At 58.0% G+C, this 26,926-nt stretch carries 24 protein-coding genes; 8 read left to right on the forward strand and 16 right to left on the reverse strand.

Annotated features, from left to right (window positions below; genetic code table 11):
• Positions 1-196: 196 nt before the first annotated feature.
• The 4 genes from RI103_RS33460 to RI103_RS33475 all read right to left on the reverse strand — a co-directional run bounded on the left by RI103_RS33460 (position 197) and on the right by RI103_RS33475 (position 5,087).
• Positions 197-1,354 (reverse strand): porin, encoded by a 1,158-nt coding sequence (locus tag RI103_RS33460; RefSeq protein WP_310819110.1) that lies wholly within the window; start codon positions 1,352-1,354, stop codon positions 197-199.
• A gap of 682 nt (positions 1,355-2,036) precedes the next feature.
• On the reverse strand, positions 2,037-2,450 hold the full coding sequence (locus RI103_RS33465; RefSeq protein WP_310819111.1) for an NAD-binding protein: 414 nt from the start codon (positions 2,448-2,450) through the stop codon (positions 2,037-2,039).
• Positions 2,451-2,866: 416 nt separating this feature from the next.
• Positions 2,867-3,616 (reverse strand): transporter substrate-binding domain-containing protein, encoded by a 750-nt coding sequence (locus tag RI103_RS33470; RefSeq protein WP_310819112.1) that lies wholly within the window; start codon positions 3,614-3,616, stop codon positions 2,867-2,869.
• Between the two features lie 58 nt (positions 3,617-3,674).
• Positions 3,675-5,087 (reverse strand): DUF2252 domain-containing protein, encoded by a 1,413-nt coding sequence (locus RI103_RS33475; protein WP_310819113.1) that lies wholly within the window; start codon positions 5,085-5,087, stop codon positions 3,675-3,677.
• Positions 5,088-5,624: 537 nt separating this feature from the next.
• Here RI103_RS33475 and RI103_RS33480 point away from each other — a divergent pair.
• From RI103_RS33480 to RI103_RS33515, 8 genes are all read left to right on the forward strand, one after another.
• A complete protein-coding gene (locus RI103_RS33480) occupies positions 5,625-6,032 on the forward strand; it encodes a hypothetical protein (RefSeq protein ID WP_310819114.1) in 408 nt (135 codons plus the stop codon).
• A 23-nt stretch (positions 6,033-6,055) separates the two neighbouring features.
• A complete protein-coding gene (locus RI103_RS33485; protein ID WP_310819115.1) occupies positions 6,056-6,820 on the forward strand; it encodes a hypothetical protein in 765 nt (254 codons plus the stop codon).
• A gap of 642 nt (positions 6,821-7,462) precedes the next feature.
• A complete protein-coding gene (locus RI103_RS33490; protein WP_310819116.1) occupies positions 7,463-8,368 on the forward strand; it encodes a LysR family transcriptional regulator in 906 nt (301 codons plus the stop codon).
• Between the two features lie 160 nt (positions 8,369-8,528).
• A complete protein-coding gene (locus RI103_RS33495) occupies positions 8,529-8,768 on the forward strand; it encodes a superinfection immunity protein (protein ID WP_310819117.1) in 240 nt (79 codons plus the stop codon).
• Positions 8,769-8,861: 93 nt separating this feature from the next.
• On the forward strand, positions 8,862-9,296 hold the full coding sequence (locus tag RI103_RS33500; protein ID WP_310819355.1) for a MarR family winged helix-turn-helix transcriptional regulator: 435 nt from the start codon (positions 8,862-8,864) through the stop codon (positions 9,294-9,296).
• Between the two features lie 116 nt (positions 9,297-9,412).
• On the forward strand, positions 9,413-10,942 hold the full coding sequence (locus RI103_RS33505) for an efflux transporter outer membrane subunit (RefSeq protein WP_310819118.1): 1,530 nt from the start codon (positions 9,413-9,415) through the stop codon (positions 10,940-10,942).
• A 62-nt stretch (positions 10,943-11,004) separates the two neighbouring features.
• The gene (locus tag RI103_RS33510) at positions 11,005-12,168 is read left to right on the forward strand and encodes an HlyD family efflux transporter periplasmic adaptor subunit (protein WP_310819356.1); all 1,164 of its coding nucleotides are present in this window, start codon (positions 11,005-11,007) and stop codon (positions 12,166-12,168) included.
• A gap of 75 nt (positions 12,169-12,243) precedes the next feature.
• Positions 12,244-13,800, forward strand: a complete 1,557-nt coding sequence (locus RI103_RS33515) for a DHA2 family efflux MFS transporter permease subunit (RefSeq protein WP_310819119.1) — start codon at positions 12,244-12,246, stop codon at positions 13,798-13,800.
• Positions 13,801-14,160: 360 nt separating this feature from the next.
• On the opposite strand, the gene RI103_RS33520 is transcribed toward RI103_RS33515, so the two are convergent.
• The 12 genes from RI103_RS33520 to RI103_RS33575 all read right to left on the reverse strand — a co-directional run bounded on the left by RI103_RS33520 (position 14,161) and on the right by RI103_RS33575 (position 26,572).
• A complete protein-coding gene (locus tag RI103_RS33520) occupies positions 14,161-15,537 on the reverse strand; it encodes an FAD-binding oxidoreductase (protein WP_310819120.1) in 1,377 nt (458 codons plus the stop codon).
• A gap of 134 nt (positions 15,538-15,671) precedes the next feature.
• Entirely contained in the window at positions 15,672-15,851 is a 180-nt protein-coding gene (locus tag RI103_RS33525; protein WP_310819121.1) for a hypothetical protein, read from the reverse strand.
• A gap of 112 nt (positions 15,852-15,963) precedes the next feature.
• Complete coding sequence (locus RI103_RS33530) at positions 15,964-17,025, reverse strand: maleylacetate reductase (protein ID WP_310819122.1); 1,062 nt, start codon at positions 17,023-17,025, stop codon at positions 15,964-15,966.
• A gap of 38 nt (positions 17,026-17,063) precedes the next feature.
• Positions 17,064-17,360: a Dabb family protein gene (locus RI103_RS33535; protein ID WP_310819123.1), complete on the reverse strand. Its 297-nt coding sequence runs from the start codon at positions 17,358-17,360 to the stop codon at positions 17,064-17,066.
• A 138-nt stretch (positions 17,361-17,498) separates the two neighbouring features.
• Entirely contained in the window at positions 17,499-18,722 is a 1,224-nt protein-coding gene (gene mmsB / locus RI103_RS33540) for a multiple monosaccharide ABC transporter permease (protein WP_409077051.1), read from the reverse strand.
• A complete protein-coding gene (mmsA, locus tag RI103_RS33545) occupies positions 18,700-20,238 on the reverse strand; it encodes a multiple monosaccharide ABC transporter ATP-binding protein (protein ID WP_310819124.1) in 1,539 nt (512 codons plus the stop codon). Before mmsA ends, mmsB begins: the two co-directional genes overlap by 23 nt.
• Before the next feature lie 89 nt (positions 20,239-20,327).
• Positions 20,328-21,398, reverse strand: a complete 1,071-nt coding sequence (gene chvE, locus RI103_RS33550) for a multiple monosaccharide ABC transporter substrate-binding protein (RefSeq protein ID WP_310819125.1) — start codon at positions 21,396-21,398, stop codon at positions 20,328-20,330.
• A 96-nt stretch (positions 21,399-21,494) separates the two neighbouring features.
• The gene (locus RI103_RS33555; RefSeq protein ID WP_310819126.1) at positions 21,495-22,583 is read right to left on the reverse strand and encodes a Gfo/Idh/MocA family oxidoreductase; all 1,089 of its coding nucleotides are present in this window, start codon (positions 22,581-22,583) and stop codon (positions 21,495-21,497) included.
• Between the two features lie 24 nt (positions 22,584-22,607).
• The gene (iolG, locus tag RI103_RS33560; protein WP_310819127.1) at positions 22,608-23,600 is read right to left on the reverse strand and encodes an inositol 2-dehydrogenase; all 993 of its coding nucleotides are present in this window, start codon (positions 23,598-23,600) and stop codon (positions 22,608-22,610) included.
• Between the two features lie 41 nt (positions 23,601-23,641).
• Positions 23,642-24,520, reverse strand: a complete 879-nt coding sequence (locus tag RI103_RS33565; RefSeq protein ID WP_310819128.1) for a TIM barrel protein — start codon at positions 24,518-24,520, stop codon at positions 23,642-23,644.
• A gap of 68 nt (positions 24,521-24,588) precedes the next feature.
• Complete coding sequence (locus RI103_RS33570) at positions 24,589-25,428, reverse strand: intradiol ring-cleavage dioxygenase (protein ID WP_409077063.1); 840 nt, start codon at positions 25,426-25,428, stop codon at positions 24,589-24,591.
• A 229-nt stretch (positions 25,429-25,657) separates the two neighbouring features.
• Positions 25,658-26,572 carry a LysR family transcriptional regulator gene (locus tag RI103_RS33575; protein WP_310819130.1) on the reverse strand — a complete coding sequence of 305 codons (915 nt, stop codon included), beginning with the start codon at positions 26,570-26,572 and terminating at the stop codon, positions 25,658-25,660.
• Positions 26,573-26,926: the final 354 nt, after the last annotated feature.

The following is a 26,926-nucleotide window of genomic DNA, read 5'->3' on the forward strand; positions in this document are numbered from 1 at the left end:
GTTTCCTCGATCAATGTTCCGACGCGACCGGCCCGGCTGAAGTGCTTCCTTTGTGAGCCACGTGACGATCAGGCATGGGTCGGGTCGACCTGCATTCTCGCGCTGGTGTGGTTTTCTTGAGAGTTGCAACTCCCCCAAGGCCCTTTGTGCTGCGGCCGCAAGGGAGTCGCTCGTCGATACGACTCAGTTAGACGAATCAGAAGTTGTGGCGAATGCCAAGCATTACCATTGTCTGATTGTTGGTGCTGGCATCATTGCCAAAGTCGGCAACGGACGCCGTTGCGGCCACCACCTGACCGGTTTCCGCGTCAATTGTGTTGCCCGAGGCCTTTTGATAGGCCGCCAGAGCATACAGGTCAGTGCGCTTGGACAACGAGTAGTCCGCGCCAAGACTGACCTGGTTGTAGCTGGCGTCGACGTTGTTGCCGCTGCCCTTCGTGTAGTTGTAGCCGACCCCGAGTTCGACGGCAGCGTTCAGCCGGTAGTTAACGAACGCCTGCGCCGTGTTGAACCTGGTGCCGTTGTTCGAGCCTGGGGCAGCCGCGTAGTTGCCGTAGTCAACGTTGCTATAGGCAGCGCCCAACGTAACCGGACCGATTGCATAGGTACCGGCGGCGCGGATGATTTGCAGCGTGGTCGCAGAAATAAACGCGCCGTTGATGGCCATTGAGTCGAGACCGGTCGAAGTGAAGCCATCGTAGGTCGAGGGCGGACCATCGTTGTTCGCGCGAAGATAACCGGCAGCGAAATTGAAGGGGCCATGGTTGTAGGCCGCCGCAATCGCGTAGGTCTGTCCGCCGCTAGTTTCGCCGGCTTCGCCGCCGAAGGCATACATGGCTGACACCTGCAGGCCGGCATAAGTCGGGCTGGTGTATTTGATCGAGTTGTTGACACGGGAACTGTTGTCGTAGTTATCCATGTCGCCGGGTGTTGCAAAGGCCGAGCCGTATGTATCGTCCTCTGTCAGCGGTTGGATCAGGTCAACAAGCGGGTCGTATTGGCGGCCCATGGTGACGGTGCCGAAACTCTTGTCAGCAAGACCAACCATTGCGGTACGACCGAACATACGCCCGCCCTGGCCGGCTTCGCCGTTGTTCACGTTAAATCCAGCTTGCAGATTGAAGATAGCGGACAGGCCGCCACCGAGGTCTTCGTTACCTTTCAAACCCCAGTTATCGCCTGTAAGCGTACCCGATGCCATCTGAAACGTTCCACCCGAACCGTGCGTTCCCTTCTGGTTGCTAAAGTAGGCGACCGCCGTGTCGATCGTGCCGTACAAGGTGACACTGCTTTGGGCGTGCGCTGCGGATGAAACCACAACGAGGGCGGCGAGTGAGAGAGGCTTTAATTTCATAATCTGTTCCGATGTGAATGTGCCACTGTCTTGTAAAGTCGTCGCCTCGCATGCCACTTCGCGGATGCATCAATATGGCGTGAGCTTCGTTCCGACCACCGGGCGCAGGGGATCTTTCTGGATTCACGTGATAAGGCATCCTGCAATTTTTATTGATCGAACTGGATGCCTTTCAACGGTCATACTTATTGACCATCTCGCCCGTTCAATTCACGCGAGTAGCACTGTCGGGCGGTACCGGTAACAATCTGAACGCGAATTTAGGTTATCCAATTTTCATTGTCATCGTCGTGAACTGAAAGAGTGAATTTCACCCGGCGGGGGGCTACCCGCTGTCAGAAGTCTCTATCTGGAAGGGGTTTTGAACACCGAGCCAACGCGCATTCCGGCAGTTGCCAGAATCGCTTCATTCAACTGCTCACGGTCAACTCGCGCTGCCGTGCGGGTGCCGACCTTGCGCTCCTTCGGCCGCGGCGCTTCGCCCTGATGGGTCCGCGACGGTGAGCCCGACGCACGCCGGTCATCGCGCTGTGCCTGGATCGCCTGCGCCATCTGCGACGTGTGTCCCAGCCGCTTGTTGACGGGGTTGCTTCATCGCCAATTGCGGTTATCCAACGTCCGGGAAGATAGCGTGGAACGACGCATGGCACGTGTTGAATCAAAAGATCCGTTCGTCACAGCGTCATGACACCGGCAAGCCGTTGCGCCTGCGCAGTTCCAGAATCAGTGCGCTGTGGTCCAGCTCGCCGTCGCCATGTTCGACCATGTCGGTGAAGAGGCCATCGACGAGCCCCAGCACCGGCAACTCCAGCCCCAAGCTCTGCGCAAAACCGAGCGCGGTCTTCGTATCCTTGATCTGATACTTGGCCGGACCGCCCGGCACAAAGTCTCGCGCGATCATGCTTGCCGCGTGCTGGCGAAGGATCGTCGAGTCGGCGAATCCGCCGAGCAGCGCCGCGCGGACTTGTGCGGGATCGGCGCCGCCGCCGATGATGATTTCGATTCCCCTTTCATGGTGCAGCTCGAACCTTTTTGATTGGTTGTGGTGTATTGCGCTCCTACAAGTCCGCATCTTCCGAGTGGTGGATTTTTGCAATGCTGCGCAATCGTTTGCGCCAGCGTAATGAGCTTGGCGGCTCGATAAATTTGCACGACGTTTTATGCCCCTGCGACTCGGATGTCCTTGGAGAAGATGCGATATCCGCAACCCGGGGAGGTACAGTGTGTGGACGGCCAACCTGCTATGGATCCTGGGTCGCGAGTGTGATCGACCCTCGCGATCTTCAAGCCCGGTGCGTCGGCCGCCTGCAGATAGCGTGGCCGGGCAGCATGCGGGTCCCGACCGGTCCAAATGAAGAACAAGCATTCATCGCCGCCGGGACGGCGCCGAGGACAAATGCACCCCTACACCCGTCTCGGGGTTTCACGCTGGCGCGCTAGAAATTGCTGGAACATTTCCTCGGACGGCTGGGTACGTTCGCTTACTCCCACCGTGCGATATGTGAGAGCAGGTCATACATTCGGTGCGTCGCGTTCGCCATGCTCACCCGTTGCAATGATCAGCATGGTTATCCATAATCCTTCACCGATCGCGCGGAAATAGGGTTTCTGAAAGTGGGGATCGTGCCTTCGCTCAATCAGCCAGATCACATTGGCAAGAACATAAATAATAGCGACCGCTATGACCAGGAGCTGAACAATGGCCAGCCAGGGAACCGACCAGAATGTGTTCATGAATGTGCTGTTGTTCTGCGCGTGCACCATGATCTGCAAGCCGGAGTCAAAATACGGCAGCGAAAAGTCCACCGCCTTCTCCCGTCTGGAGGTTATGGTGATCGCTGCTATCGCGACGTCGGCATCGCCACGTTGCAAGGTGGGCAGCAATTGAGCCTGTGACGGAACTTTGACCCACGTGAATTCAACCTGCATGCGGCGTGCAAGCTCGTTCCATAGATCGACACTGAATCCTTCCGGAATGGCGTTGTGCGGCAACACGAAGGGTGCGACTAAAGCAATGGCGACCCGCAGCGGGCCGTTCATAACGGAGACCGTTGGGGTAACGCGCAGCGCGGCTGATATGTCCTGATTGGCAGAGTCCCGGCGAGCAGCCGGATCAGGTACTCGCGTTGCGGCAGTAGCGGTCGTCGACTCGGCTCTGCTTGATGACGCGATCGTTTGAGCGGTAACGGACGCTGGTCCTGTTACTTCCGAAGACAGGATCAGACAACTCAGTGCGACCAGCAGCCGGACTGAATTGTTCATCAAGTCTCTCCCGGGTCAGGCTGAGGTGATAGCCCTCAGCGGAACATGTCCGAACGCATCAAACGCGGAAATCTGCCGCCATGTCCTCGTCACTCCTTGCTTCGAGCTTGCCTGACCGGCAGGCCCGAATGAACGCGTCGTAGTCTTTGTGGTTCTGTACCGCATAGGCAAGCGCGTACTGGGTAAGTGCGTCCGCGAAGCGGTTTCCGTTGCCCAGATAGGCGGCGATCTCCACGGCTTTACCGCTTGCCTTCGCATGGGCACGCGCCAACCCCCATCCGCAGATGCGTGCGTAGCCCTGAAGGATCGTGCTGCTCATGCGCTCGACTTCGGCAGAGATCTTCATGTCGCGCAACTGGCGAAAGTAGAACTGGCGCCCTGCCGGACCCGTCGTCCAGCCGAGAAACGAGTCGCTTGCGGCCTGCAGCAGGCGCTGCCCTGACACTACGCGCTCACCCTGGTGAGCTGGTCCGTTGCCTTTGAAGTAACGTGAAATGACCGATGGACGCGCTTCCTTGACCTGGAGGAAGAGCGGTTTGCCAAGACTGTCGACGAACAGCATGACAAGGCAGAAGGTGCCAACGCTCCCCACGCCGACTACCTTGAACGCAATGTCATGAAGCTCGAACTGCCCGAGCAGTTCACGTCGTTCTGATGAAAGCGTTTGAAGGTAGCCGTCAAAGGCGTGGGTGAGTTTCCCCTTCCACTCATCCGTGTCCGACCACTTCCGGTTCTTGCCGAGTAGCGAGTTGGGGCCAGTTGGGTGGAACAGCGCGGGTGGCGCATCCTGAATGGTCCAGCGGCCGTCGTGCAGCACCGCCATCTTGGCCAGCATACTGTCATGCGTGCGGCCGGCGGCCTTTTCCATTGCCCGGTTGATCAGCCGGCGCCCTTCGGAGGTCGCTGCAGCTTCGATCATTCGTTCGAACGTGACGATCTCATGCCAGAGTTCGAGGGCGCTGCAACTGGCATAGCTGTTCATCCGGTCGCGATACTCGTGCACGGCCGTCGAGACGATATCCTCGATCGATCCCCGGCTGATGCCCATATGCTCGCCAGCAATGGCAAAGCTTGCGGCGAGCCGTTTCACGTCCCACTCCCATGGCCCGGTTGCGACTTCGTCGAAATCGTTCAGATCGAAGATCAGTTGCCGCTCGGGCGTCGCGAATCCGCCGAAGTTCATCAGGTGCGCGTCGCCGCAAACCGGAAAGGTGATTCCGGAATGAGCCGTGCCGGAAAGATCGTGAGCTTGCAGGATTGCGCTGCCACGAAAGAACGTGAATGGCGAAACAGACATGCGACCATAGCGCAGCGGGATCAGTGCTTCAACGCGGCCCGCGCTGTTCTCCCGAAGCAGTTGGATGGGGTCCCGCCCGCTATCGCCGATCGCTGAGTGTAGCGAGCGCTTTGCGCGCAGCCGTGCATGACGGCCCGCCGCCTGTCTCTCCACCAAAGTCTGGATCTCGGACATTTTGTGCCCCCTTTGGATTCATTTGATCGACGCGCGAGCTGTGCGATCAAGCCAAGCCTCGCAAAACTGGTGTTTCCGGCTACATCAAATCCCGCATGCCGGCTCCAGTCCAGTCTAGCACCGATTCAGCATGCTGCTGCGCGACGTCCTTCGCGCGCTTTCAGTCGGAAAACGCCTGTAGGTGGGTCGGTGTGGCACGTTACCGGGTATAGGACCAAGGTCCAATACCCGAACAGGTGCGTCGTCGATAAGCTTATTTCGCGCATTTGTTAGCGGGCTTGTCGAGCGCAGCAAAACGGTTGATCCGCTTCTATTCGTTCGGGTTCCAGGACAGTGTTATCGAGTCCTCGCGACGCTCAGGAGAGTGGACGAAATCCGGGTCACTCTGGTTCGAGGCTTTTTCAACCTGAAAGCTATACCGCCCCGTTCGAGGTCAGAACGAACTTAGGGGAACAGCATGCAACTCGCAAATCTTTCAGCAGGACTACCATCTATTTTTTCATCATTCTGCATATCGTCGCTCTTATCCGCGCGCTGATGATCCGCGGCACTGGCGTTTCGCCGACGGTTTCCGCGTCGGTGCTGATTGCATCGCTCGTGCTCGGCAAGTCTGTACTGATCGCCGACATGTTACCTTTCATCAACCGCTTCCCCGATAAACCGCTTGTATGGAATGTGGCATGGAAGACACTGATGTACGCAGTAGTCGCACTTGTCGTCCACTATCTGGAGCGTATCTACGAGTACTGGAAGGAGGCACCCGGTTTGGTGGCCGCGAACCACCAGCTATGGGCTGACATGAACTGGCCACGGTTCTGGGCCGTCCAGATCCTGCTCGTTACGCTGATTCTGATGTACTGCGTGATCGCGGAACGGGTGCGGGTCATTGGCCGCGACAAGTTCAAAAAAATGTTCTTTGGCCCGCTTCCAGTGCGGTCGAAATGACAACCGTTGAGTGGAGACATGGCATGGCAGCGTTCGTCTCTCATCCGGCTGTTCTATTTGTGACGCTTCTTGTGCTTTTCATCGGAGCGGTAGCGTTCGGTGCCTATGTGCTGCGCCGCGTTGCCGTACTCCCGGAAGACGCCCGCGAGGATTTCAACATCGTCCAGACCGCCACGCTCACGTTGCTGGCGCTACTCGTCGGCTTCAGCGTTTCGATGGCCGTGGGCCGCTATGACCAGCGCAAGAACCTGGAGGAGGGCGAAGCCAATGCGATAGGAACGGAATACGCGCGAGCTGATCTGGCCGATGCCGCGATCGGCGCGAAAATGAAGGCCGAATTAGTCCGCTACACGGAACTCAGACTGGCCGATTTCCGTACGCGAGACCGACAGGAACTCGAGCGCATTCACCGCGATACGGCGGATCTTCAAACTGAGTTGTGGCGGCTCGCGACGCAGGTGGCGCAGGACAAGCCCACGCCTATTGGCGCACTTGTCGTTGCAGGGATGAACGACGTTCTGAACTCGCAGGATTATTCCGAGGCCGCACGGATTAATCACATCCCGCTCGGCGCCTGGTTTCTCATGATCCTCATCGCGCTGCTGGCTTGCGTCGTGCAGGGCTACGGCACCAAGGGGAAGCTGCGCAGAGGCCTGCTTATCACGATCTTGCCCGTGACGGTCGCGCTATCGCTGGCTCTTATCGCGGATATTGATAGTCCACGGCGTGGGATCATCCGCGTCCAGCCGCTGGATCTGGTCAGACTGCACGATTCGCTGACTAAATGACGCAAGGTAAAAACGCCACGGAACCTTTAATGTCGAGCTTGCTACCGAAAGCAGCCGTTCGCTCAGAGCACTGTCGATGTCCGTAGAGGGTCTGGAAGACTCATTCGTCAAGAGATAGAGGCGACATTCGCCGGCACGGATTTGCGAACGTCCGACGAGTGAGCTTCAGTCGCCGCGCAGCGACTGACCGTCGACTTTGGCCGGGGACTTGCTGCAAGAGGTCATCTCCTTTCATAGGTAGTCCCATCGCTGAGAGCTGATGGTCTCCGGAGAAAAACCTCAGCTTAAATTTGAAAATGAAGGGGGCGCATCCCGCGGGCGCGCCGGACGGGCAGACCCCGCGCCTTCAGGTCACGCCGCATTGCGTCCCGGGCGGTGCGCGAAAGCGCCCGTTTTGCATGTACGATTCGCTTGTTGTACCAGCCGCCGATTGCGATTGCGATGACGCCGGGCGCATTCAAGTAGTGCTGGGCATGGGGAGCCGGCCAGATTGGCGGATCCTCTCAGCGAATTGATGCAATGCATCAAGGACGTCATACAAGTTACTTTGCCCGACGATGGTACGGTCGCCGTTCGCCGTTCGTGTCGCGCATATCCCGACCGGAGAGCCGATTACTTCTGCCACGTCAGCGAGGTTTCGAAATGGACTACGTTGAAAGCTTGCGCATTTTCCGGTCGGTGGTTGAACTGAAGAGCTTCGCGCGGGCAGCAGATATTCATGGGCTGGCCCGGCCGGCGGTATCGCGCGCCATATCGGGCTTGGAGGAGCGCGTGGGATGCCGGCTACTACATCGGACAACGCGGCAGGTGTCGCTTACTGAGGCCGCAGAGCGTTTTTATGAAGGCTGCGTGCGCATTCTCGACGAGCTTGACGCACTCGAAGCGGATGTCGGCAACCGGACGCGCGAGGCGGGTGGCGTACTGCGCCTCGTCGCCCACACGACTGCGACAATGGAGCGCCTCGTTCCTTTGATTGCCGAATTCAAGCTGGCTCACCCAAAAGTCACCCTGGACGTGACGCTAACCGAACGCCCCATCGACCTCGTTGCCGACGGATACGATCTCGGCGTTGTCGTGCCGAATATGTTGACCAGCGAGACGGCCGTGGTGCGGCTACTTGAGCGCATTCGTGTCGTCATCGTCGCGGCGCCGCAATATCTGCAGCGGACGTCTACGCCGAGACACCCGTCGGAACTGACCAATCATCTTTTCGTGACTATGTCTGCGTCGCTTCGACGCCCCAGTATCAGCTTTCACATCGAAAATGAAGATCTGACGATACCTCTTCAGTTCGATGTGTCATCGAACAGTCCCGCATTCAACCGGGAAATGGTGTTGCGAGGTTTCGGCATCGGAATCGTGCCCATCACACTCATCGAGAGCGATCTGGCTTCCGGCAGGCTCGTGCATCTGCTCGCTGATTTCGAACTCATCGACAACGGCATCGAGATCCGCCTCGCATATAGCAACCGGACACTTCTGCCCGCCAAAGTGCGCGCGTTTATCGATCACGCCACCGCCTTCTTCGACCGAACGGTTGCGCCCTGACGAGGCAGACATCGCCACCATGTTGATGCGCCTGAAAGCAACAGACTAATAACATAACGGGCATCGCCTCCTACGCGCGCTTTGGCTATTCTGTGTGTATGCACTACTGGTGCTTCTTCGAGTAGAGCTCAATCAGAACAGGTGTTACATGCACGTATTCATGTCTTTGATAGTCGTCTCGATCAGTGTGGCCATGTATTTCACGCCCTCCATGATTGCCCGTCGCAGGATGAAGCAGGAAGCTGCGCGGGTCCTTCTCCTCAACCTCGCCCTTGGATGGACGATAACGGGGTGGATGGGCGCACCGAGTTGGGCGACGAAATCGTTCGGCACCGGCCTTCGCAGCGGCGAGAATGCTGCACGGTTGCGGCGTCATTCGCTCAAATCGGATCGCAACTGAAACAAGGTTTCCACCATTGAGGTGGCAAGCATATGTTAATTGATATGGACACCAAACCATAAAAGTGGAGTGTTCGCAAACTATCCAGAAGAAATGAACCCGATTTCATCAGAAACCGATGATTGTTTTGCAGTGCGTCAGGCAGCGCGGCACATCTCGAAGCTGTATGAACGTCATCTTTCCAAGGTCGGTATCACGCCGAGCCAGTTCAGCATCCTGAGCATACTGAATCGCAATCCCAAAGCAACGATGGTTCAACTGGCCGACGCACTGGTGATGGACCGGACAACCATCGTGCGCGTCCTCAAGCCGCTGCTGCGCGATGGCCTGGTGGTGGCGCCCGCAGAGGAGCGTCTCAGCCGGCGTCTGCGCCTGATTCTCACCGCAAAGGGCTACGAACGGCTCGAACAAGCGACTGCTCACTGGTGCGCGGCCCAAGCGGATTTCGAAGTCGTATTCGGCCGCCAGCAAGCCATGCATTTGAGGAATGAACTGTTTCGCATCACCCGCGACGTGCCGAACGCCTGATAACGGCAACGCAACAAACTGATGCATTCCCACGCATTGATGAGCACCCTCGCGGACACTAGTATGTGCATATGCACTTTCTTAACGGATGTCTCAGCATGATCACGAAAATGAACATGAAGACCTTGGACCGCAGCTCAAATGAAAGGCGGGGTGGGGCGCTCGCCGGCAAATCAGCGGTGCTGCTGGCCGCCGCAGCGGCTGCCTTCAGCCTGGCGGGATGCGTCAACTACGCCGGTATCAAGAGCGACAAGCAGATCCAGTCGCCCGCGAGCTACGAAACGAAGCAGAGCTTGCCGGACGAGGGCGGGCAATGGCCCTCGCTCGGCTGGTCACAGCAGTTCGGCGACCCGCAACTGCCGACGCTGATCGACGAGGCGCTGAAGAACAACCCGACCATCGATCAGGCGCGCGCCCGCATCGAGAAAGCGACGTCATACGTCGGCAGCGCGAAATCGCTGCTTTATCCGAACGTGAGCGGCAGTTATTCGTGGACACGCGAACACTATTCCGCCAATGCAATCGTTCCGCCGCCCTATGCGGGTTCCACTCAGAGCGAAAACAATCTTCTGGCGAGCGCGTCGTGGGATCTCGATCTGTGGGGCAAGAACCGCGATCGGCTTCGCAAGGCTGTGTCGCAGGAAAAGGTCGCCGAGGCGGAAGCCGAGGAAGTGCGCATCACGCTTGCAGCGTCGGTCGCAAGCACGTACAACCACCTCGCGCTGCTTTACGCGTTGCGCGATGTCGAGAGCCGCGAAGTGCGCAATCGCGAAGATATCGGGCGGATTACGGACGGGCGCGTCAGTGCCGGTCTCGATACGAACGTCGAAAAGCAGACGGCGTACGGCGAAACGTCGACCAGCCGCGCAAGTGTCAGCGATCTTGACGGGCAGATCACCACGGTTCGCTACCAGTTGGGCGCATTGCTCGGGGAGGGACCGGACCGCGGACTCGCCATCGCGAATCCTTCCTTCGGTGCGGGTCCCGCTGTTATCTTGCCCGATAACCTGCCGGCAGATCTCATCTCGCGCCGGCCGGACATCGTCGCGGCCTACTGGCAAGTCGATGCGGACATGCACGACGTGAAGGAAGCAAAGGCCGAGTTCTATCCGGATGTCAATCTCTCGCTGTCGGCGGGCCTCGACGCATTCGGGTGGGGACGGTTTCTAACGGCATCGAGCCGCCAGATTCAGGCAGGTCCGGCGATCCATTTGCCGATATTCGATGCCGGCGCGCTGCGCTCGCAACTGAAGGAACGCTACGCGGACTTCGACTATGACGTGGCCAGCTACAACCACACGCTGATCAACGCGCTGTCGGACGTGGCCACGCAAGTCTCGCAGATCCAGTCGACCGAACGTCAATTGGTCAATTCGCAACAGGCACTCGACGCGCAGACCAAGGCCTATCAACTAGCGCTGGTTCGCTACAAATCCGGTTTGAACCAACAGTTGCAGGTCCTGAACGCAGACGACAACCGTCTCGCCGCCGAACAGTCCGTGATCAATCTGCAGATGGCGCGCCGTGATCAGCAAATAGGTTTGATCAAGGCAATGGGCGGCGGCTTCGATGCGACGCAAGCTGGCCTCGCATCGAACACCGATACGCCCATTCCCGCACCTTCGAACGTCAAGACAACCGACTAATACATCGAGCCGCTGTCTTCGAACGAAGGATGGCGTCAAACCAATCTCGCTGGAGTTCAATGATGAATGCACCTCAATCCCAACCGGTCAACGAGCCGCCGAAAAAAGCTGGAAGACGCAAGCTGCTGCTCGCGTTGCTGGCCGCGACGCTGGCGGCATCGGGCGCGGCGTACGGCGCGTATTACTACACCGTTGCACGCTTTCATGTCGAAACAGACGATGCCTACGTGAACGGCAACGTCGTACAGATCACACCGCAGATTGGTGGAACGGTGATCGGCGTCAACGCGGACAACACGCAGATCGTGAAGGAAGGCGAGCCCGTCGTTCAGATCGATCCCGCCGATGCACACATCGCGCTGCAACGGGCCGAAGCGAATCTGGGCCAGACCGTGCGCCGCGTGCATGGCCTCTATGTCAACGACGACAAATACCGTGCGGATATCGCCGAACGGCAATCGGATCTGTCGAAGGCGCAGGACGATCTGCGCCGTCGGCTTGCCACGGGCATGACGGGCGCAGTCTCGGATGAAGAAATCTCGCATGCACGCGACGCGGTCAAGTCGGCCCAGGCCGCCCTCGACGCCGCGAAACAGCAACTCGGCGCGAACCGCGCGCTGACGGCCAATACATCGATAAAAGACCATCCCGACGTGCAGGCCAGCGCCGCTCACGTGCGCGATGCGTACCTCGCGTATGCACGCACCACGTTGCCCGCGCCCGTGACGGGTTACGTCGCACAGCGCAGCGTGCAGGTCGGGCAGCGCGTTGCCACGGGGACGCCGCTGATGTCGGTGGTGCCGCTCAACCAGGTGTGGGTCGATGCGAACTTCAAGGAATGGCAGTTGCGGCACATTCGCGTGGGCCAACCCGTCGAACTGACGGCCGACGTCTATGGCTCGTCGGTCGTGTATCACGGCAAGGTCGTTGGCTTTACGCCGGGCACGGGTTCCGCGTTGGCATTGTTGCCTGCGCAGAATGCCACGGGTAACTGGATCAAGGTCGTGCAGCGGTTGCCTGTGCGGATCGAAATTCCACCCGGAGAACTGGAAAAGAATCCGCTGCGCGTGGGGCTGTCGATGAACGTCAATGTGGACGTGAAGGATAGCAACGCAGCATCGCTGACAACCGTCGACCCCCGTTCGAACTACAAGACCGACGTGTTCGCGAAGTACGGCGACGAGGCGAACGATGCGATTGTCCACATCATCGCAGCGAACGAGTGACGCGCCTGCACCCGACCGTGCATGCGATGCCCGCTTCCGCCGTATTCGAAGGCCAATCACCATGTCTGGATCACCATGACCACCAAACAAACGAATCATCCTCCGCTGACGGGCGCGCAGCTTGCCATAGGCTCGTTCGTCGTCGGCCTGGCCGGCTTCATGACCGTGCTCGACTCGTCGATCGCGAATGTTGCGATTCCAACCATTTCTGGCAATCTCGGCGTCTCCGTGGATGAGGGCACCTGGGTTATCACCGTGTTCGCCGCAGCGAACTCGGTATCGATACCATTGACCGGCTGGCTCACGCAGCGCCTTGGACAGGTGCGGCTTTTTGTCGGCTCGATCCTGCTGTTCGTGATTGCGTCATGGCTGTGCGGCATCGCGCCTTCACTGCCGATACTGCTTTTCGCCCGGATCCTTCAAGGCGCGGTAGCGGGCCCGCTGATTCCGATGTCTCAAGCATTGCTGCTGAGTTCGTGGCCGAAGAACAAATCATCGCTGGCGCTTTCGCTGTTCTCGATGATCGTCGTGACGGGACCAATCGTGGGACCGGCACTCGGCGGCTGGGTCACAGATAGTTATAGCTGGTCGTGGATCTTCTACATCAACATCCCTGTGGGCCTGTTCGCGGCGGCGATGGTGTGGATGCTGTATCGGCATCGCGATACGCCGTCGAAGAAAATCCCCGTTGACAAAGTGGGGCTGTTATTGCTGGTCATATGGGTAGCGGCGTTGCAGGTAATGCTGGATAAAGGCAAGGATCTCGACTGGTTCTCGTCGAGCACTATCGTCATTCTCACGATTGTTGCGGTGGTGGGTCTCGCGCTGTTTATCGTGTGGGAGTTGACGGACAAGAATCCAATTGTCGACCTCACGCTATTCAAACAGCGCAACTTCCTGGGCGGCACCGTTTCGATTGCCGTTGCGTATGCGATCTTCTTCGGCACACTCGTGCTGCTGCCGCAGTGGATGCAGGAGTATCTCGGCTATCGTGCTGTCGATGCCGGCCTCGCGACGGCGCCGCTCGGCATTTTCGCGGTGATCGGCGCGCCGATCATGGGCAAGATCCTGCCACGATCCGATGCGCGCATTATCGGCACCTTTGCGTTCATCGGCTTTGCGATCGTCTACTACATGCGTTCGTTCTTCTATACGGACATCAGCGAGGGCTACATCATCCTGCCGACCCTGCTGCAAGGCATTCCGATGGCACTGTTCTTTGCGCCGCTGACGGTGATCATCCTGTCTGGGCAACCACCCGAAAAAGTGCCAGCGGCGGCAGGGCTGTCAACCTTCGGGCGAATGTTCTTCGGTGGGATCGGCACTTCGATAGCGAACGTGGTCTGGAACAACCGCACGATCTTTCACCATGAAATTTTGACGCAGCAAGCGAGTCCGACCAACCCGATGTTTAACCAGCAACTCGATATGTACCATTCGCTGCTCGGTCTTGGAAAAGGTGCATCCTATGCACTGTTCGACCATACAGTGCAGACGCAGGCCGCAGTGATGGGGCTAAACGATGTTTTCTACGGCTCGGCAATAGTGATGATTATCATCATTCCGTTGATCTGGATTACGAAGCCGCGAAAGTCGGCCGGCGCCAGCGACGCAGCAGCTGCGGCGCATTGAGTGAACAAAAGGCTTGCGGCCTCCTCGATGGAAACCTGAGGGGATCGTCGTATAGATTCGGCTCGCGCACAGCAAGGTGTTTTCACTGGGTGCTTATTGAACTGCCGTGATAACCCTCGTCTTATCAGGGCAAGCGCGTTTGAACGGAAGGTGCATCAGTGAGGGGAGCAGGCAGCGGGTGATCGCCGCATGCCGACTTTCACCTATCGAAGCGGCGGAAACCGCTCAACGACCCAGACCGGCCATTCGTCGCGCTTCGACTTCGAGAGACAGCGTCATGTGTCGATCAATGGATGCTTTCGGGCCGATTCTTGCCGCTCCGCTGCGCGCCTGTCAGTAGATGACCGAAATTGGGTCCCGTCAGGCCAGCGGCCGGATGTTCTGGTTCATGCGGAAGAAGTTCGTCGGATCGTATTTGGCCTTGATCTGCTGAAGCCGTCGGTAATTGGGACCGTATGCAGCTGCAATTGGTTCGCCCGTCTCGTCGTCGTCCAGGTAGTTGACATAGCGACCGGCGGCAAAGAAAGGTCGCATCTCTTCGTAGGTTTCGCGAGCCCAAGCGACGCATGCGCCGGTCTCCGCCGGCTGCATCCATTGAGCGAGCACGAGGAAGTTGTAGCCTTCACTGCGATGCGGGAAGGCCGTATCGGTAGCATTGACCCGGGTGACCGCGCCGTGGAAATGTTCGAGGAGCAGTTGGCCCATTGTCGTCGGGCACCGCGCGAAGCAGCTAATCATGGTGTCAATCGCAGCGTCGCTCAGCTCTGTGAGGAAGTTGGACTTCCAGTAGTTGAGAGCGCCTTTCGGGTACTTGGCGTCGAGCATGCTGTTGAGCTGGGAGTAGGGGATCGGCCCAACGGCATCCAGGATGGGAAGCGCGAATTGCTTCAGCGGCCGCATGGCCCTTTCGGCGTCTTCCAACGGCCCGCAGTGGCAGGTGACCAGGGCGGCCACCTCTGTGCCGGACCCGTCCGGCGCATGCGTCAGCGATGCGAACAGTGTGTGCTCATCAGGTAGCGACCGTGTGCTGTCGCGGAAGAATTCGAGCAGGGCGCGGGAGCGTTCGATCGGGTGGACTATCGGGCCGCCCGTAATGGTCGGCCCAACCGGGTGGAGTTCATACTCTAAGCTCGTGGCGACCCCGAAGTTTCCGCCGCCGCCGCGAAGAGCCCAGAAAAGCTCGGGCTCCTGGTGCTTGCTCGCCTGCAAGACCTTGCCGTCAGCCGTGACGAGCTCCACCGCCCGCAGATTATCGAGTGCCAGGCCGTATTTGCCCATCAGCCAGCCCACCCCGCCGCCGAGGGTAAGTCCGGCAATGCCCGTGCTCGAGACCACGCCCCCGGTGACGGCCAGGCCATGCAACTGCGTCTCGCGATTGAGCTCGCCCCAAGTGACGCCGCCTTGCGCCCAGACTGTTCTGCTCTCCCGATCGACGTGGATGCCCTTCATCGGCGAAAGATCGACCATCACGCCACCATCAATCGTCGCCCGTCCCGCCACGTTGTGGCCGCCGCCGCGAATTGCGACCTCGAGGCCGAGCCTGCGGGTGAGATCGAGGGCCCCGACAACGTCGGCCACGCCGTGGCACCTGGCGATCAAGGCGGGCCGCTTATCGACCAGGCCGTTGTGGACCCTTCTCGCATCCTCATAGCCGGCGTCTATGGGTTTCAGGAGCTGCCCTCGGAAGGTGGCAGCAAGCTCGGCCGCAGCGTCGGCCAGGGATCCAATCGGCAGCATGGCGTTTTCTCCTCGAATTCGCTCCAGGTCGTCTGCGTTCGCAGTGAGCTTGTGTAGCTTGGTTTGTTATAGGGCGGCGCCGATAGGACATGCAGACTAATGCGAGGCGCAATCCGCCACGCACTTCTCGGCTCTCAGTTTAATTGGCTTCCGTCGAGCAGCAGGCAGTCTGTCCAAAAACCGACAGCGTGCGTGTTTGCGTCGGGCATAGATGAAACGCGCGACTCGAAACTCGTCGGCGTGTTAGGGAAGATTGGCGCAGTGGCAATGACTTCCGGCTTGCCGGTTTCTGCAAGATAGAACATCACCAGCATAGGCGCAGTCATGGGGAGGCCGAAGTTGATACAAAAGAGCCCGCATTTGAACAGAGCGGGCTGTGTTCCCTCGGTGGGATTGGACACAGCTGCGAATAGCATTTGTCAACGGTTATGCGACGGGACTGGTGCCCTCCCAGGCGCGCTGAAGCAATGCTCGAAGCGGCGCACCTTCAATCGGTCGAGGGTTCCAGTACGGATTCGACAGAGTGACCTCACACGCATGATCAAGGTCGGTTTCACGCAGCCCAATCTCCCGAAGGCCCTGAGGCACACCGAGTTCTTCGTTTAAACGATAGAGCCCATCAGGAGCGGAGTCGACGTTCAAGGCCCTCGCAATACGCTCCATGGCCTCAACGGCGACAATGCTGTTATACGCAAGCGCATGCGGCAGCACGATTGCGTGCGTCTCGGCATGAGGCAGATTGAACGTTCCACCCAAAGTATGGCAAAGCTTGTGATGCAGGGCCATGCCGACGCTGCCTAACACCATCCCACACAACCAGGCCCCATAGAGACACTCACAACGAGCCGCCTTGTCCTTGCTGTTCCTCTTCACGCCCCGCAGACCGTTCGCAAGAGAGCGAATACCTTCTTCCGCCATCAGCGACATCACAGGATTCCCGTCTTTCGCGTATAACCCTTCTGCGGCGTGGGCAATTGCGTTCAGGCCACTTACAATCGAAAGCTTGACCGGCAGACCAGTGGTCAGCTCCGGGTCGTACAGAACCGTCTTCGGAATGACCTTCGCGTCACGACCCGTTCTCTTCAGGCCGTTTTCGGTAATCCCATAGATAGGCGTCATCTCTGACCCGGCATAGGTCGTCGGTATTGCGATGATCGGCAACGACGATTCCAGCGCGATTGCTTTTCCGAGGCCAATCGTAGACCCGCCACCTATTGCCACCGCGCAGTCCGCACCCACTTCCTTCGCGTGCTCGCGCGCGCGGCGGGCATTCTCGATGGGTACGTGCATCTGGGCGCCGTCGAAGACTCCGGCGCTGGAAGGACCGAGCAAAGACGAGACAGCTTCCGCCTGGGCCTTCTGCTCCGGCGTACAAAGAACTAATGCCCGCCGTGCGCCCAACGCCTCGACTTCCTGTTGAATCAGTTTCATGCTTCCGGCACCGAATACAACTCTCGCCGCCTGCGTGGTATAGGTGAACTCGTACATGTAAGTAGTTTCCTGTGTCGTCAAACGGTGTTACTCGCCTAGATGTAATCGACCTGATGACGAGCGATACGAATGTCGCCGACGACTTCCTTGACCCGCAGATGCTCTGGGTGCGACGCGTATGCGTCGAGCAACGCCTGGGTCTCAAACTCCGTGTACAACACGACGTCGCAAGCATAGTCGACCGCACTTACATCGAGTCCTACCTCGAGCCGGGTAAGCCCGGGAATTTTTCCGCTCAGACTCTCAAACGCGGACTTGACGAGCATCGCAGATTCCTTCTTTTGCTCGGGCGTATCGCCACGAACATTCCACATCACGATGTGCTTGACCATATTGTTTCCTTTGATGTTGCTTGTGACCAGGTCAAATGTTCGAGATCCAATCTCATGACCCGAGTATCCATGTCGGCAAAGGCCACCACCACCCGTGTGGCTTTGCTGAGTTCCAAAGCCGGATGCCACATGCGCGAGTTACGCCTTGTTCTTGTTGTAGACGTCGACGAACACAGCGGCGAGCAGAACGATGCCCTTAATGACCTGCTGATAGTCCACGCCGATACCCATGATGGACATGCCGTTGTTCATCACGCCCATGATGAAGGCGCCCACCACAGCACCAACGACCTTTCCGACACCGCCGGATGCGGACGCACCGCCAATGAAACAGGCTGCGATGACGTCGAGTTCGAATCCAGTTCCTGCTTTCGGCGTGCCGCTATTCAGCCGTGCGGCGAAAATCAGACCCGCGAGCGCGGCGAGGACACCCATGTTGACGAACGTCATGAAGCTCACTGCCGGGACGCTGACACCCGACAGACGTGCGGCCTTCGCGTTTCCGCCAACTGCGTAAATGCGGCGTCCAATGGTTGTGCGATTCATCAGGAACGTGTACACGCCAATCAGCACACCCATGATGACCAGCACCGTTGGCAAGCCGCGATAGGATGCGAGCAGGTAGCAGAAGCCGACGATGAGTGCCGTAAGCACCACATTCTTGACGACGAACATCATGAACGAGCCGCTTTCGACGCCATGTTTTGCCGCACCGGCACGATGCCGAAGCTCAATCACGAAGAACAGCGCACCGACGAAAACACCGAGAAGGATGGAGGTTATGTGAAGCGCCTGTCCGTGGAAGACATCCGGAATGAACCCCGAGCTCACCGTACCAAACCCCTCAGGGAAGGGGCCGATCGACTGTCCCTGGAGCACAAGGTTCGTCATGCCGCGGAAAACCAGCATGCCAGCCAACGTAACGATGAACGACGGCATCCGCCAGAACGCAATCCAGTATCCTTGCACGGCGCCGATCAGCGCGCCGGCCGCGATACAGATGATGGTTGCCCAGACGTAGTTGACTTCATACTGCACCATCAATACGGCTGCCAGCGCGCCCACGAGCCCCGCCGTCGAGCCGACAGACAGGTCGATGTGGCCTGAAACAATCACCATTAGCATACCGAGCGCCATAATGACGATATAGCTGTTCTGCAGCACCAGGTTGGTCAGGTTGAGTGGCTGCATCAACACGCCCTTCGTCGCGACCTGGAAAAACGCCATGATGATTACGAGCGACAGGAGCAGTCCATATTCGCTGCCGATACGCTTGACCATTCCGAACACTTCGCTTTTCTTGACCTCGGCGCCTTCGGCGGCTACCGGAGAGAGTGCCTTACGCATTTTGAATGTCTCCATTTCGCATAATCGCCCGCATGATGCTTTCCTGCGAGGCTTCTTCTGCGGTTAACTCGCCGACGAACCGGCCTTCATTCATGACATAGATGCGGTCGCACATTCCAAGCAGCTCAGGCATTTCCGAAGAAATCATGACCACACATTTGCCCGCCGCAACCGCCTGATTGATGATGTTGTAAATCTCGTACTTCGCTCCTACGTCGATGCCTCGCGTCGGCTCGTCGAGAATCAACACCTCGGGTTCAGAAAACAGCCACTTGCTGATCACGACTTTTTGCTGATTCCCACCTGACAGATTTCCGACTACATGCGTCACGCCTTGCGCGCGGATTCGCAGCTTCTTGAGAAACTCGGTCGCAACTGTAATCTCCTCGTGTTCATCGACGATACCGAGCTTCGACACACCTGAGAGGTTGGCCAGCGTAATGTTTCGCTTGATGTTGTCGTCGAGCAGCAGGCCATTGCCTTTTCGGTCCTCGGTGACGTAGGCGATGCCCGCTTTGATGGCCTTCTGTACCGATGCCGTGTCAACCTGTTTCCCGTGCATTAGCACTTGGCCGGAGATGCCCTGACCATATGTGCGACCGAAGACACTCATGGCGAGCTCGGTGCGCCCGGAACCCATCAGGCCGGCGATACCAACGATTTCACCCTTGCGCGCCTTCAGATTTACGCCCTTGAGGACGGCACGGTCACGCTGTGTTGGATGCTGGACACGCCAATCCTTGATTTCGAAAATCACGTCGCCGATGTTCGGCGTACGGGGCGGATAGCGGTCAGACATTTCCCGACCCACCATCGCTTTGATGATGCGGTCTTCGCTCACAGTCTCAGTGCTGCAGTCGAGAACATCGACCGTCGAGCCATCGCGAATCACAGTGATTCCGTCCGCAACACGCGAGATTTCGTTCAGCTTGTGCGAGATGATGATTGACGTTACGCCGTTCGACTTCAACTCGAGCAGCAGCGTGAGCAGTGTGTCGCTGTCTTTCTCGTTCAGGCTGGCGGTGGGTTCGTCAAGAATGAGAAGACGAACTTCTTTCGAAAGCGCCTTCGCAATCTCCACGAGCTGCTGTTTGCCAATCCCGAGCGTGGCGACCGCCGCGTCGGGAGAGTCGGTGAGGCCAACCTTCGCTAGCAGTTTCCTGGCCTTGGCACGCGACACTTGCCAATCGATGACGCCACGCTTCGACTGTTCGTTGCCGAGAAAGATGTTCTCGGTAATCGACAGCATGGGTACGAGAGCTAGCTCCTGGTGGATGATGATGATTCCAACCGCTTCGCTATCGGAAATATCGGCGAAGGCTCGCTGCTGCCCATCGTAAAGGACCTCGCCACCGTACGAGCCGTGCGGATAGACGCCACTGAGTATTTTCATCAAGGTCGATTTTCCTGCGCCATTTTCTCCACAAATGGCGTGAATCTCGCCCTGACGTACCCTCATATTCACGTTATTCAGAGCTTTGACGGGGCCAAAGCTTTTCTGAATTCCGCGCATCTCCAGAATGGTATCCATGGTCAAATTTCTCCGATTGGTCACGCACGGGGCGTACCTGCGTGGGCGGGGTTCGACCGGGAGCCCCGCCACGCTGACTGGCAGATGGCTTACTTGATTTGAGCCTGTGTGTAGTAGCCGCTCGTGACCAGTTCCGACTGGTAGTTGGCCTTGTCGACCAGAACAGGTTTCACGAGATAGGTCGGAACAACCTTCGCACCGTTGTTGTAGCCCTTCGTGTCGTTGACAGGCACCTGCTTGCCGGTCAGCGCGTCGTCAACCATGTCGGCCGCGACCCCGGCGAGCTTGCGTGTGTCCTTGAAAACCGTCGACGTCTGGTCACCGCGAACGATGTTCTTCACGTTTTGAACATCAGCGTCCTGTCCCGTGATGATGGGCATTGCTTGCTGACCGGAACCGTATCCCACACCTTTGAGAGACGAGATGATGCCAATCGCCAGCGCGTCGTTCGGCGCCCAGACCGCATCGAGATGGTCCTTGCCATAGAAGGCGCTCAACAAATTGTCCATCCGGGCCTGGGCGGTCGCTCCATCCCAGTTACGCGTCGCGACTTTTTCGAAGGTAACCTGCTTGCTCCGAATCACGAACTTCCCGCTGTCGATGTACGGCTTAAGAACCGACATACCACCCGCGTAGACCATGTGAGCGTTGTTGTCATCGCTTGACCCGCCGAACACCTCGATGTTGAACGGCGTTTTGCTGCCTGCTTTCTGCCAGGCGCTGACAATGCTTTGCGCTTGCAGGACTCCTACGCCGTAGTTGTCGAACGTGGCGTAGTAGTCGACATCTTTCGTCTGGCTGATAAGACGGTCATACGAGATGACCTTAATGCCCTTCTTATGGGCGAGTGCCAAAGCGTCAGAGAACGTCTTGCCGTCGATGGGCGCAATGACCAGCGCCTTGACGCCCTTCGCGAGCATGTTTTCGACCTGGTTCACCTGGGTCGGCACGTCGTAGTTTGCATACTGGAGGTCGGACGAGTAGCCCTTTGCCTTCAGCGCGTCGACCATGCTTTTTCCGTCGGTGATCCAGCGGGATTCGGTCTTGTCAGGCAGTGAGATGCCGACGACGCCTTTGTCCTGTGCGAAGGCGGCACTCGACGTTGCTGCGAAAGCGGCGGATGCCAGCAGAATTACCACAACACTCTTCAGAACTTTCATGACTTTGTCTCCTGATTAGGAATGCGTATTTGCGTTTTCGGCTTATGAGGTGCGGAATCCTCGGCCGACGCCTCATGGCGTCAGCCATTCAAATCCTTAACCGATAAAGACCTCTGTACCCGCTTCTTTGGAAGATGCGAACATAGCCTCGATGACACGGCTGATGTTGTACGCCTGCGTGGCCGGCACAACCGAAGGCGTGCCGTTGCGCAATGCGCCGACGAATGCGTTCGACTCGCGGTCGAAGTACACTGGATTGCCGATTTCAGCGATGTCAGGCGAGTACTCGGTCTTCTTGGTCGCCCAGATCTCCGGGAAGCTGGTTTCCTGCCACTCGGTCCACCCCTCCGGATGTTCGCCTTTGCCCGCGTCATAGATCTTGTAGCTCGCGGGTAGCGAGCGGGACGACATGATGCCTTCTGTTCCGTAAGCCGTGATGTCCCAACTCTCGGTCCACGGCAGAACGTCCCAAGACATGAAGTCGACGGTCACAATCTTGTCTTCGTAATTCAGAACCGCACCCGCTGCGTCCTCGCGCGACTCGTCTCCGTGAAAGTTCGGGAACTTCGTGATTCGGGCGTTCACAGAACGCGGCAAACCGAAGTGCAGAAGAATACGGTCGATCAGGTGGCAGCCGATCACGAAGACAGCGCCACCGATGTCGCCGGGCTGGGTCATGTGCGGGGTGCCCGCTTCGTCGTGCGAACAACCGCCGTGAGCGCGCACCTGGACAACCTTCCCGAGACGCCCAGTCTTCAGCGCGGCCTGCATGGCATCAACCGAAGGAGCGAAGCGCCAGCAGTAGCCGACCTGCACGAGGCCGCCTGTACGTTCCACAGCCTCGACGATGCGCTTCGCATCGGTCGAACTACGGCCAGCCGGCTTTTCGCACAACACAGCCTTGCCGGTCTCAAGCGCCTCGATGGTCAAATCGGCCATCTTCTCGCTCTTGGAATGGACGAGCACGACATGAACATTCTCGTCGGCCAGGATGTCTTCCTTGGAACGTGCTTCGAGACCCAGCGCGTCGACGAACGGCGTAAGCAGTGGGCTCTTATCCCACGCACCGAGCATTCTCGCGTCGGTGCGACGCTGGATGGCCTTGACCCGCCCGGACGTGTGCGGGTGAGTGATGCCAAGGCATGCCACGCCGAGTGTTTCATTGGGACTAATCTTTCGCGTCATGACTTATCTCCTCCGGATTCCTGGTTACACCTTGACTGCTTTGCCCGTCAGCGCGGACTCGAGAGCCGCATCAGCCAGGCGCAGCGCCTTCAGCCCATCCTGCACGGATGTCGGCAGCGGGGACTTTGTGTTCAGTGCATCGACGAAGGCTTCAAGTTCAGCCTTGTACGCTTCAACGTAGCGCTCGAGGAAAAAGTTGAGGAGCGGTTCACGCGCGTCTGTGACATCCTTGGACCAGCGACGAATCGTCGAAGGGCGAAGATTCTCTTGCAGCAGCATGCCCTTTGAACCGGATACTTCCATGCGCTGGTCGTAGCCGTAGACAGCTTCGCGACAGCAGTTGATATGGCATTGTTTGCCCGAAGCAGTGCGTAGCTGAACCATCACCGTGTCGAAGTCGGTCAACTTTTCCAATGACTCATCGACGAGGCGGCTGGCGATGGCCATCACTTCGACCGGTTCCTCGCCCAGCAGCCAACGAGCCATGTCCAGATCGTGGATCACCATGTCGCGGAAGATGCCGCCCGAGTGCTCGACGTAGTCGCGGGGAGGCATCCCTGGGTCACGACTCGAGATGATGACCTGACGCACTTCTCCAACGTCACCCGCGTCAATGGCTTTGCGGAAAGCCTGTGACGTCGGGTCGAAACGTCGATTGAAGGCGAGCATCACGCGGCCGCCCTGGCGCTCAACTGCGTTCGCTGCGGCGAGCGATTTGTCCATGTCGAGATCGATGGGTTTCTCGCAGAGCACAGCCTTGCCGCGCTTGACAGCTTCGAGCATGAACGTGATGTGCGTATCCGTGGGCGTGCCAATGACCACGGCGTCGATGTCCTTGCGCTCCAGCACCCCAGCCGGGTCCGTCGAGGCTTCGCAGCCGAGCTTGGTCGCCAGCGACTGTGCCGCGCTTTCAACCGGGTCCGCCACTACGACCAGTTTTGCGTTCGGGTTGGCGGCGACGTTGCTTGCGTGAATGCGACCAATGCGGCCTGCACCAAGTACGGCGATTCGAATCATGTGAGTCTCCAGGAATGCTTTGTCGTTTAGGGTTGGAAGTTTTAGGCGGCGGTTGTGGGGTTGGCCGAAAACTGTGCAAATGTCGTGTCGTACGCGCGCTTTGCCATCTCGTCGAGCGGGAATTTCCGATGCACTTCAGAGATCAGTTCGACACCGTAGTACGGCAGCGTGCAACCCGCCTGTTCAAGAGCATCGACGAAGGCAACGCAGTCGCCCACGCCATCACCGCAAAGCTGGCGATTGAAGGTCGAGTCGTCGAACAACGAACCTTTCACCTGTGCTCCAACGTCGTCCATCTCGACACCCTTGATGAAGCGCGCCGGGATCTTTGCGACCTCGCTGTAAGGTGTTTTGGCGCGGGCAACGTGCCAGTGGTCAACCATCAGACCACCGTTTGGCTGATTTGCGCCTTGCGCAACGATCAACGCCTCTTCGACGTTCCGAATGGGAGAGAAGGGCATGAACTCGATTGCAACCGTTGCACCAACCGTCGCCACATCTTGGCAAAGTTTCGCGAATTCGTCGGTCATGCGAGCGAAGTCGGGCGGATTTTTATCGAAGGGGCTCGCACCGATTTTTAGATTACGCATTCCGAGCTCGCCGCCCAGCTCGATGAAGCGATGACGGCAACGGTCCGACGTAGCACGCTCTTCGCCATCGAAGTACCAGTCCATGAGGATTTCGAGCTCAAAGTACTTCATGCCCGTGTCTTCCAGAATGCTCTTGACGCCAGAGACGCCGTACTTCTCGACGCTGTGTTCGAGGTCGTCGAGAATGAGGCCAACTCCGCTCCAGCCCGCACGCATAGCTGCTTCACAACGGTCTCGCAGCGGGAAAGGGCTGATTTCGTTTGATGCACACGGATAGACGTCGCCAGCGAGGGTCCAGTATGCAGCCAGCAATTCTTTCTTTGCGTTCATATGTAGTACTCCTGTGTCTCGTGAGGTCGTCAATTTTTTCGACGGCACGCTCTCGCGCGCCCGGGCGATTACAATGCAGCCGGCATGGGCATGCTGGACGTCGCGAGAGTAAAGTCCCACGACACAGACCAAAACGGCGATGAAAATCCGACGCGCTTCGCCGCTTCCGGGTCGTCAATCTTGTTGAATTCAGCGATGAGTTCACGCTTGACGCCGAAGACCGCGTCTTCGGGCAGATACGGGCAGTCTGGCGTAAAAATGTGAGTGATGACCGGGTCGAACGTCGGGGCAGTCACGATAAAGTGCAGGTGCGCAGCCCGGTTGGGGTGCCGACCCATTGCACCGAGGAGTTTTCCGACCGGACCATCCGAGGGGATCGGATAGTGGCGCGGTTTCACGGACTTGAACCAATAGCGGCCTTCGGCATCCGACGTGAAGACGCCGCGCAGATTCGAGTCAGGTTGAATTCCTTTCTGCTGTACGTCATAGAAGCCGTCATCGTTGGTCTGCCACACCTCAAGCTTCGCGTTCGGAATCGGATTCCCCTCGATGTCTGTCACGCGCCCCTCGACCACCATGGGCTCGCCCTTTCCATCCAGGCAGATGTTCTTGCCGTTCGAATATTCGGGTGCATTGGCGACATAGAAGGGACCGAGAATTGTGTTCGGCGTGGCGCCGCTCGGACGACGGTGGTTGATTGCGTCAACCAGCATCGAAACCCCGAGGACGTCAGACAGGAGGATGTACTCTTGGCGCCAGTCGGTACACATTTGACCTGTCTCGGTCAGGAAGCGGATGGCGGTGAACCACTCTTCGTGGGTCGGTTCGATTTCCTTGACCGCTGCGTGCAGATGCTTGACCAGAACTGTCATGACCTGCCGCAGTCGCGCGTCGATCTGCTCACCCATACGGGCGTTTACCACGTCCGTAGAGTAGGCTTCATCGAAATAGGGCAATTTCGATTGCGAAACAGATGTGGCTGGTTGCTGCATGGGGCGTCTCCGTCAATGTTTTCGTACAGCTTGGAACCAAGTCTATATTCGTCGAAGCCGGCAAAACAGAGCTGAAAAGGGAATGTCTTTCGCGATTGGTGGGAAACTCAACTCGGGCGGAGTTCTGCTGTGGTCGCTTATCCGATTACGCTGTCCAGTGCCGCTCGTATTCGTTCTGCTGGAAGCGTTCGATGAGCGCATCGATGAACAGACGGACCTTCACAGGCATATGCGTGCGGGTCTGGAATGCAATGTTCATCGTGAGTCTGGGCAGGTCCCAGTCGTTCAACACCGGGATGAGGCGTCCGGCCTTGAGGTCGTCATATACGATGTACTTCGGCTGCACGAGAATGCCCATGCCGTCCAATGCGGCGACTCTGAGTATCTGGCCGTCATTGGATTCAAGTAGCGGCTTGAGCTTGACGACGACCGATTCGCCACATCGCTGAAAAGCAAGCTCGCGCGGATTGTCGGCGAGTCCGTAGTTCAGCAGTCTGTGCCTTCCCAACTCGGCGGGAAAACGTGGTGAGCCATTAGCTTCAATGTATGAAGGAGCTGCGGCCAGGATTCGGCGCGTTGAAGCAAGTCGTCGTATCGTGATGTTGCTATCCGCCTCGAAAACTTTCGTGCGAACGGCGACATCGATGCCATTCTCGATGATGTCGTAGTAGCGATTGGCTGCGATTACATCGACTGTGATTTCTGGATAGCGCGCAGTAAATTCTGGAAGCATGGGTGCGATATGCAACATGCAAAATGAAAGCGATGCCGTCACTCGAAGCACGCCGCTTGGCCGCACGGTTGCTTCCTTGACTACCGACTCAGCCTCACCGAGATCCGCCAGTATGGATTTGCAACGCCGGTGAAACTCGGCGCCAGCGTTGGTGAGATAGAGGTTCCGTGTTGTCCTGCGCACCAACTGCACGCCGAGTCGACTCTCCAGCGAAATCAGATAGCGACTCGCCGCGGAAATAGATAGGTCAGTGACTTCCGCAGCGCGGCTGATACTTCTCGTTTCGGCAACTTCGACGAACAGCTGTAGTTCCTTGAACTGGTCCATCCCGATGCACCACCCTTGGTCATTTTCTCGGTGTCGGCAAGGCGGAGCTTGTCAACAAACGCACTTCAGAACACCCTCGCCACTTCCGAATAGAAAGCCGCGACTTCAGCAAGTCAAGAACAGGCATCTATCAAAAATCTATCAGTGGCAGGGAATACCCCTGGATAAGCGATGGCATGCAAGGATGCGAATTCTCTCTACCGATGCAGATACCCCGGTCTCTCATGCCTGACTGTTGGACAAATCTGCCCGTAGCATCGCCGTGATCGGCTTTTCCTGTCGCGGATTTTGTGTCTCCCTCCATTGCTTCCGAAGCATAGTCGTAGTAGGCACCTCTGGAGTATCATTAATCCA

Source organism: Paraburkholderia sp. FT54, assembly GCF_031585635.1.
Taxonomy (GTDB): domain Bacteria; phylum Pseudomonadota; class Gammaproteobacteria; order Burkholderiales; family Burkholderiaceae; genus Paraburkholderia.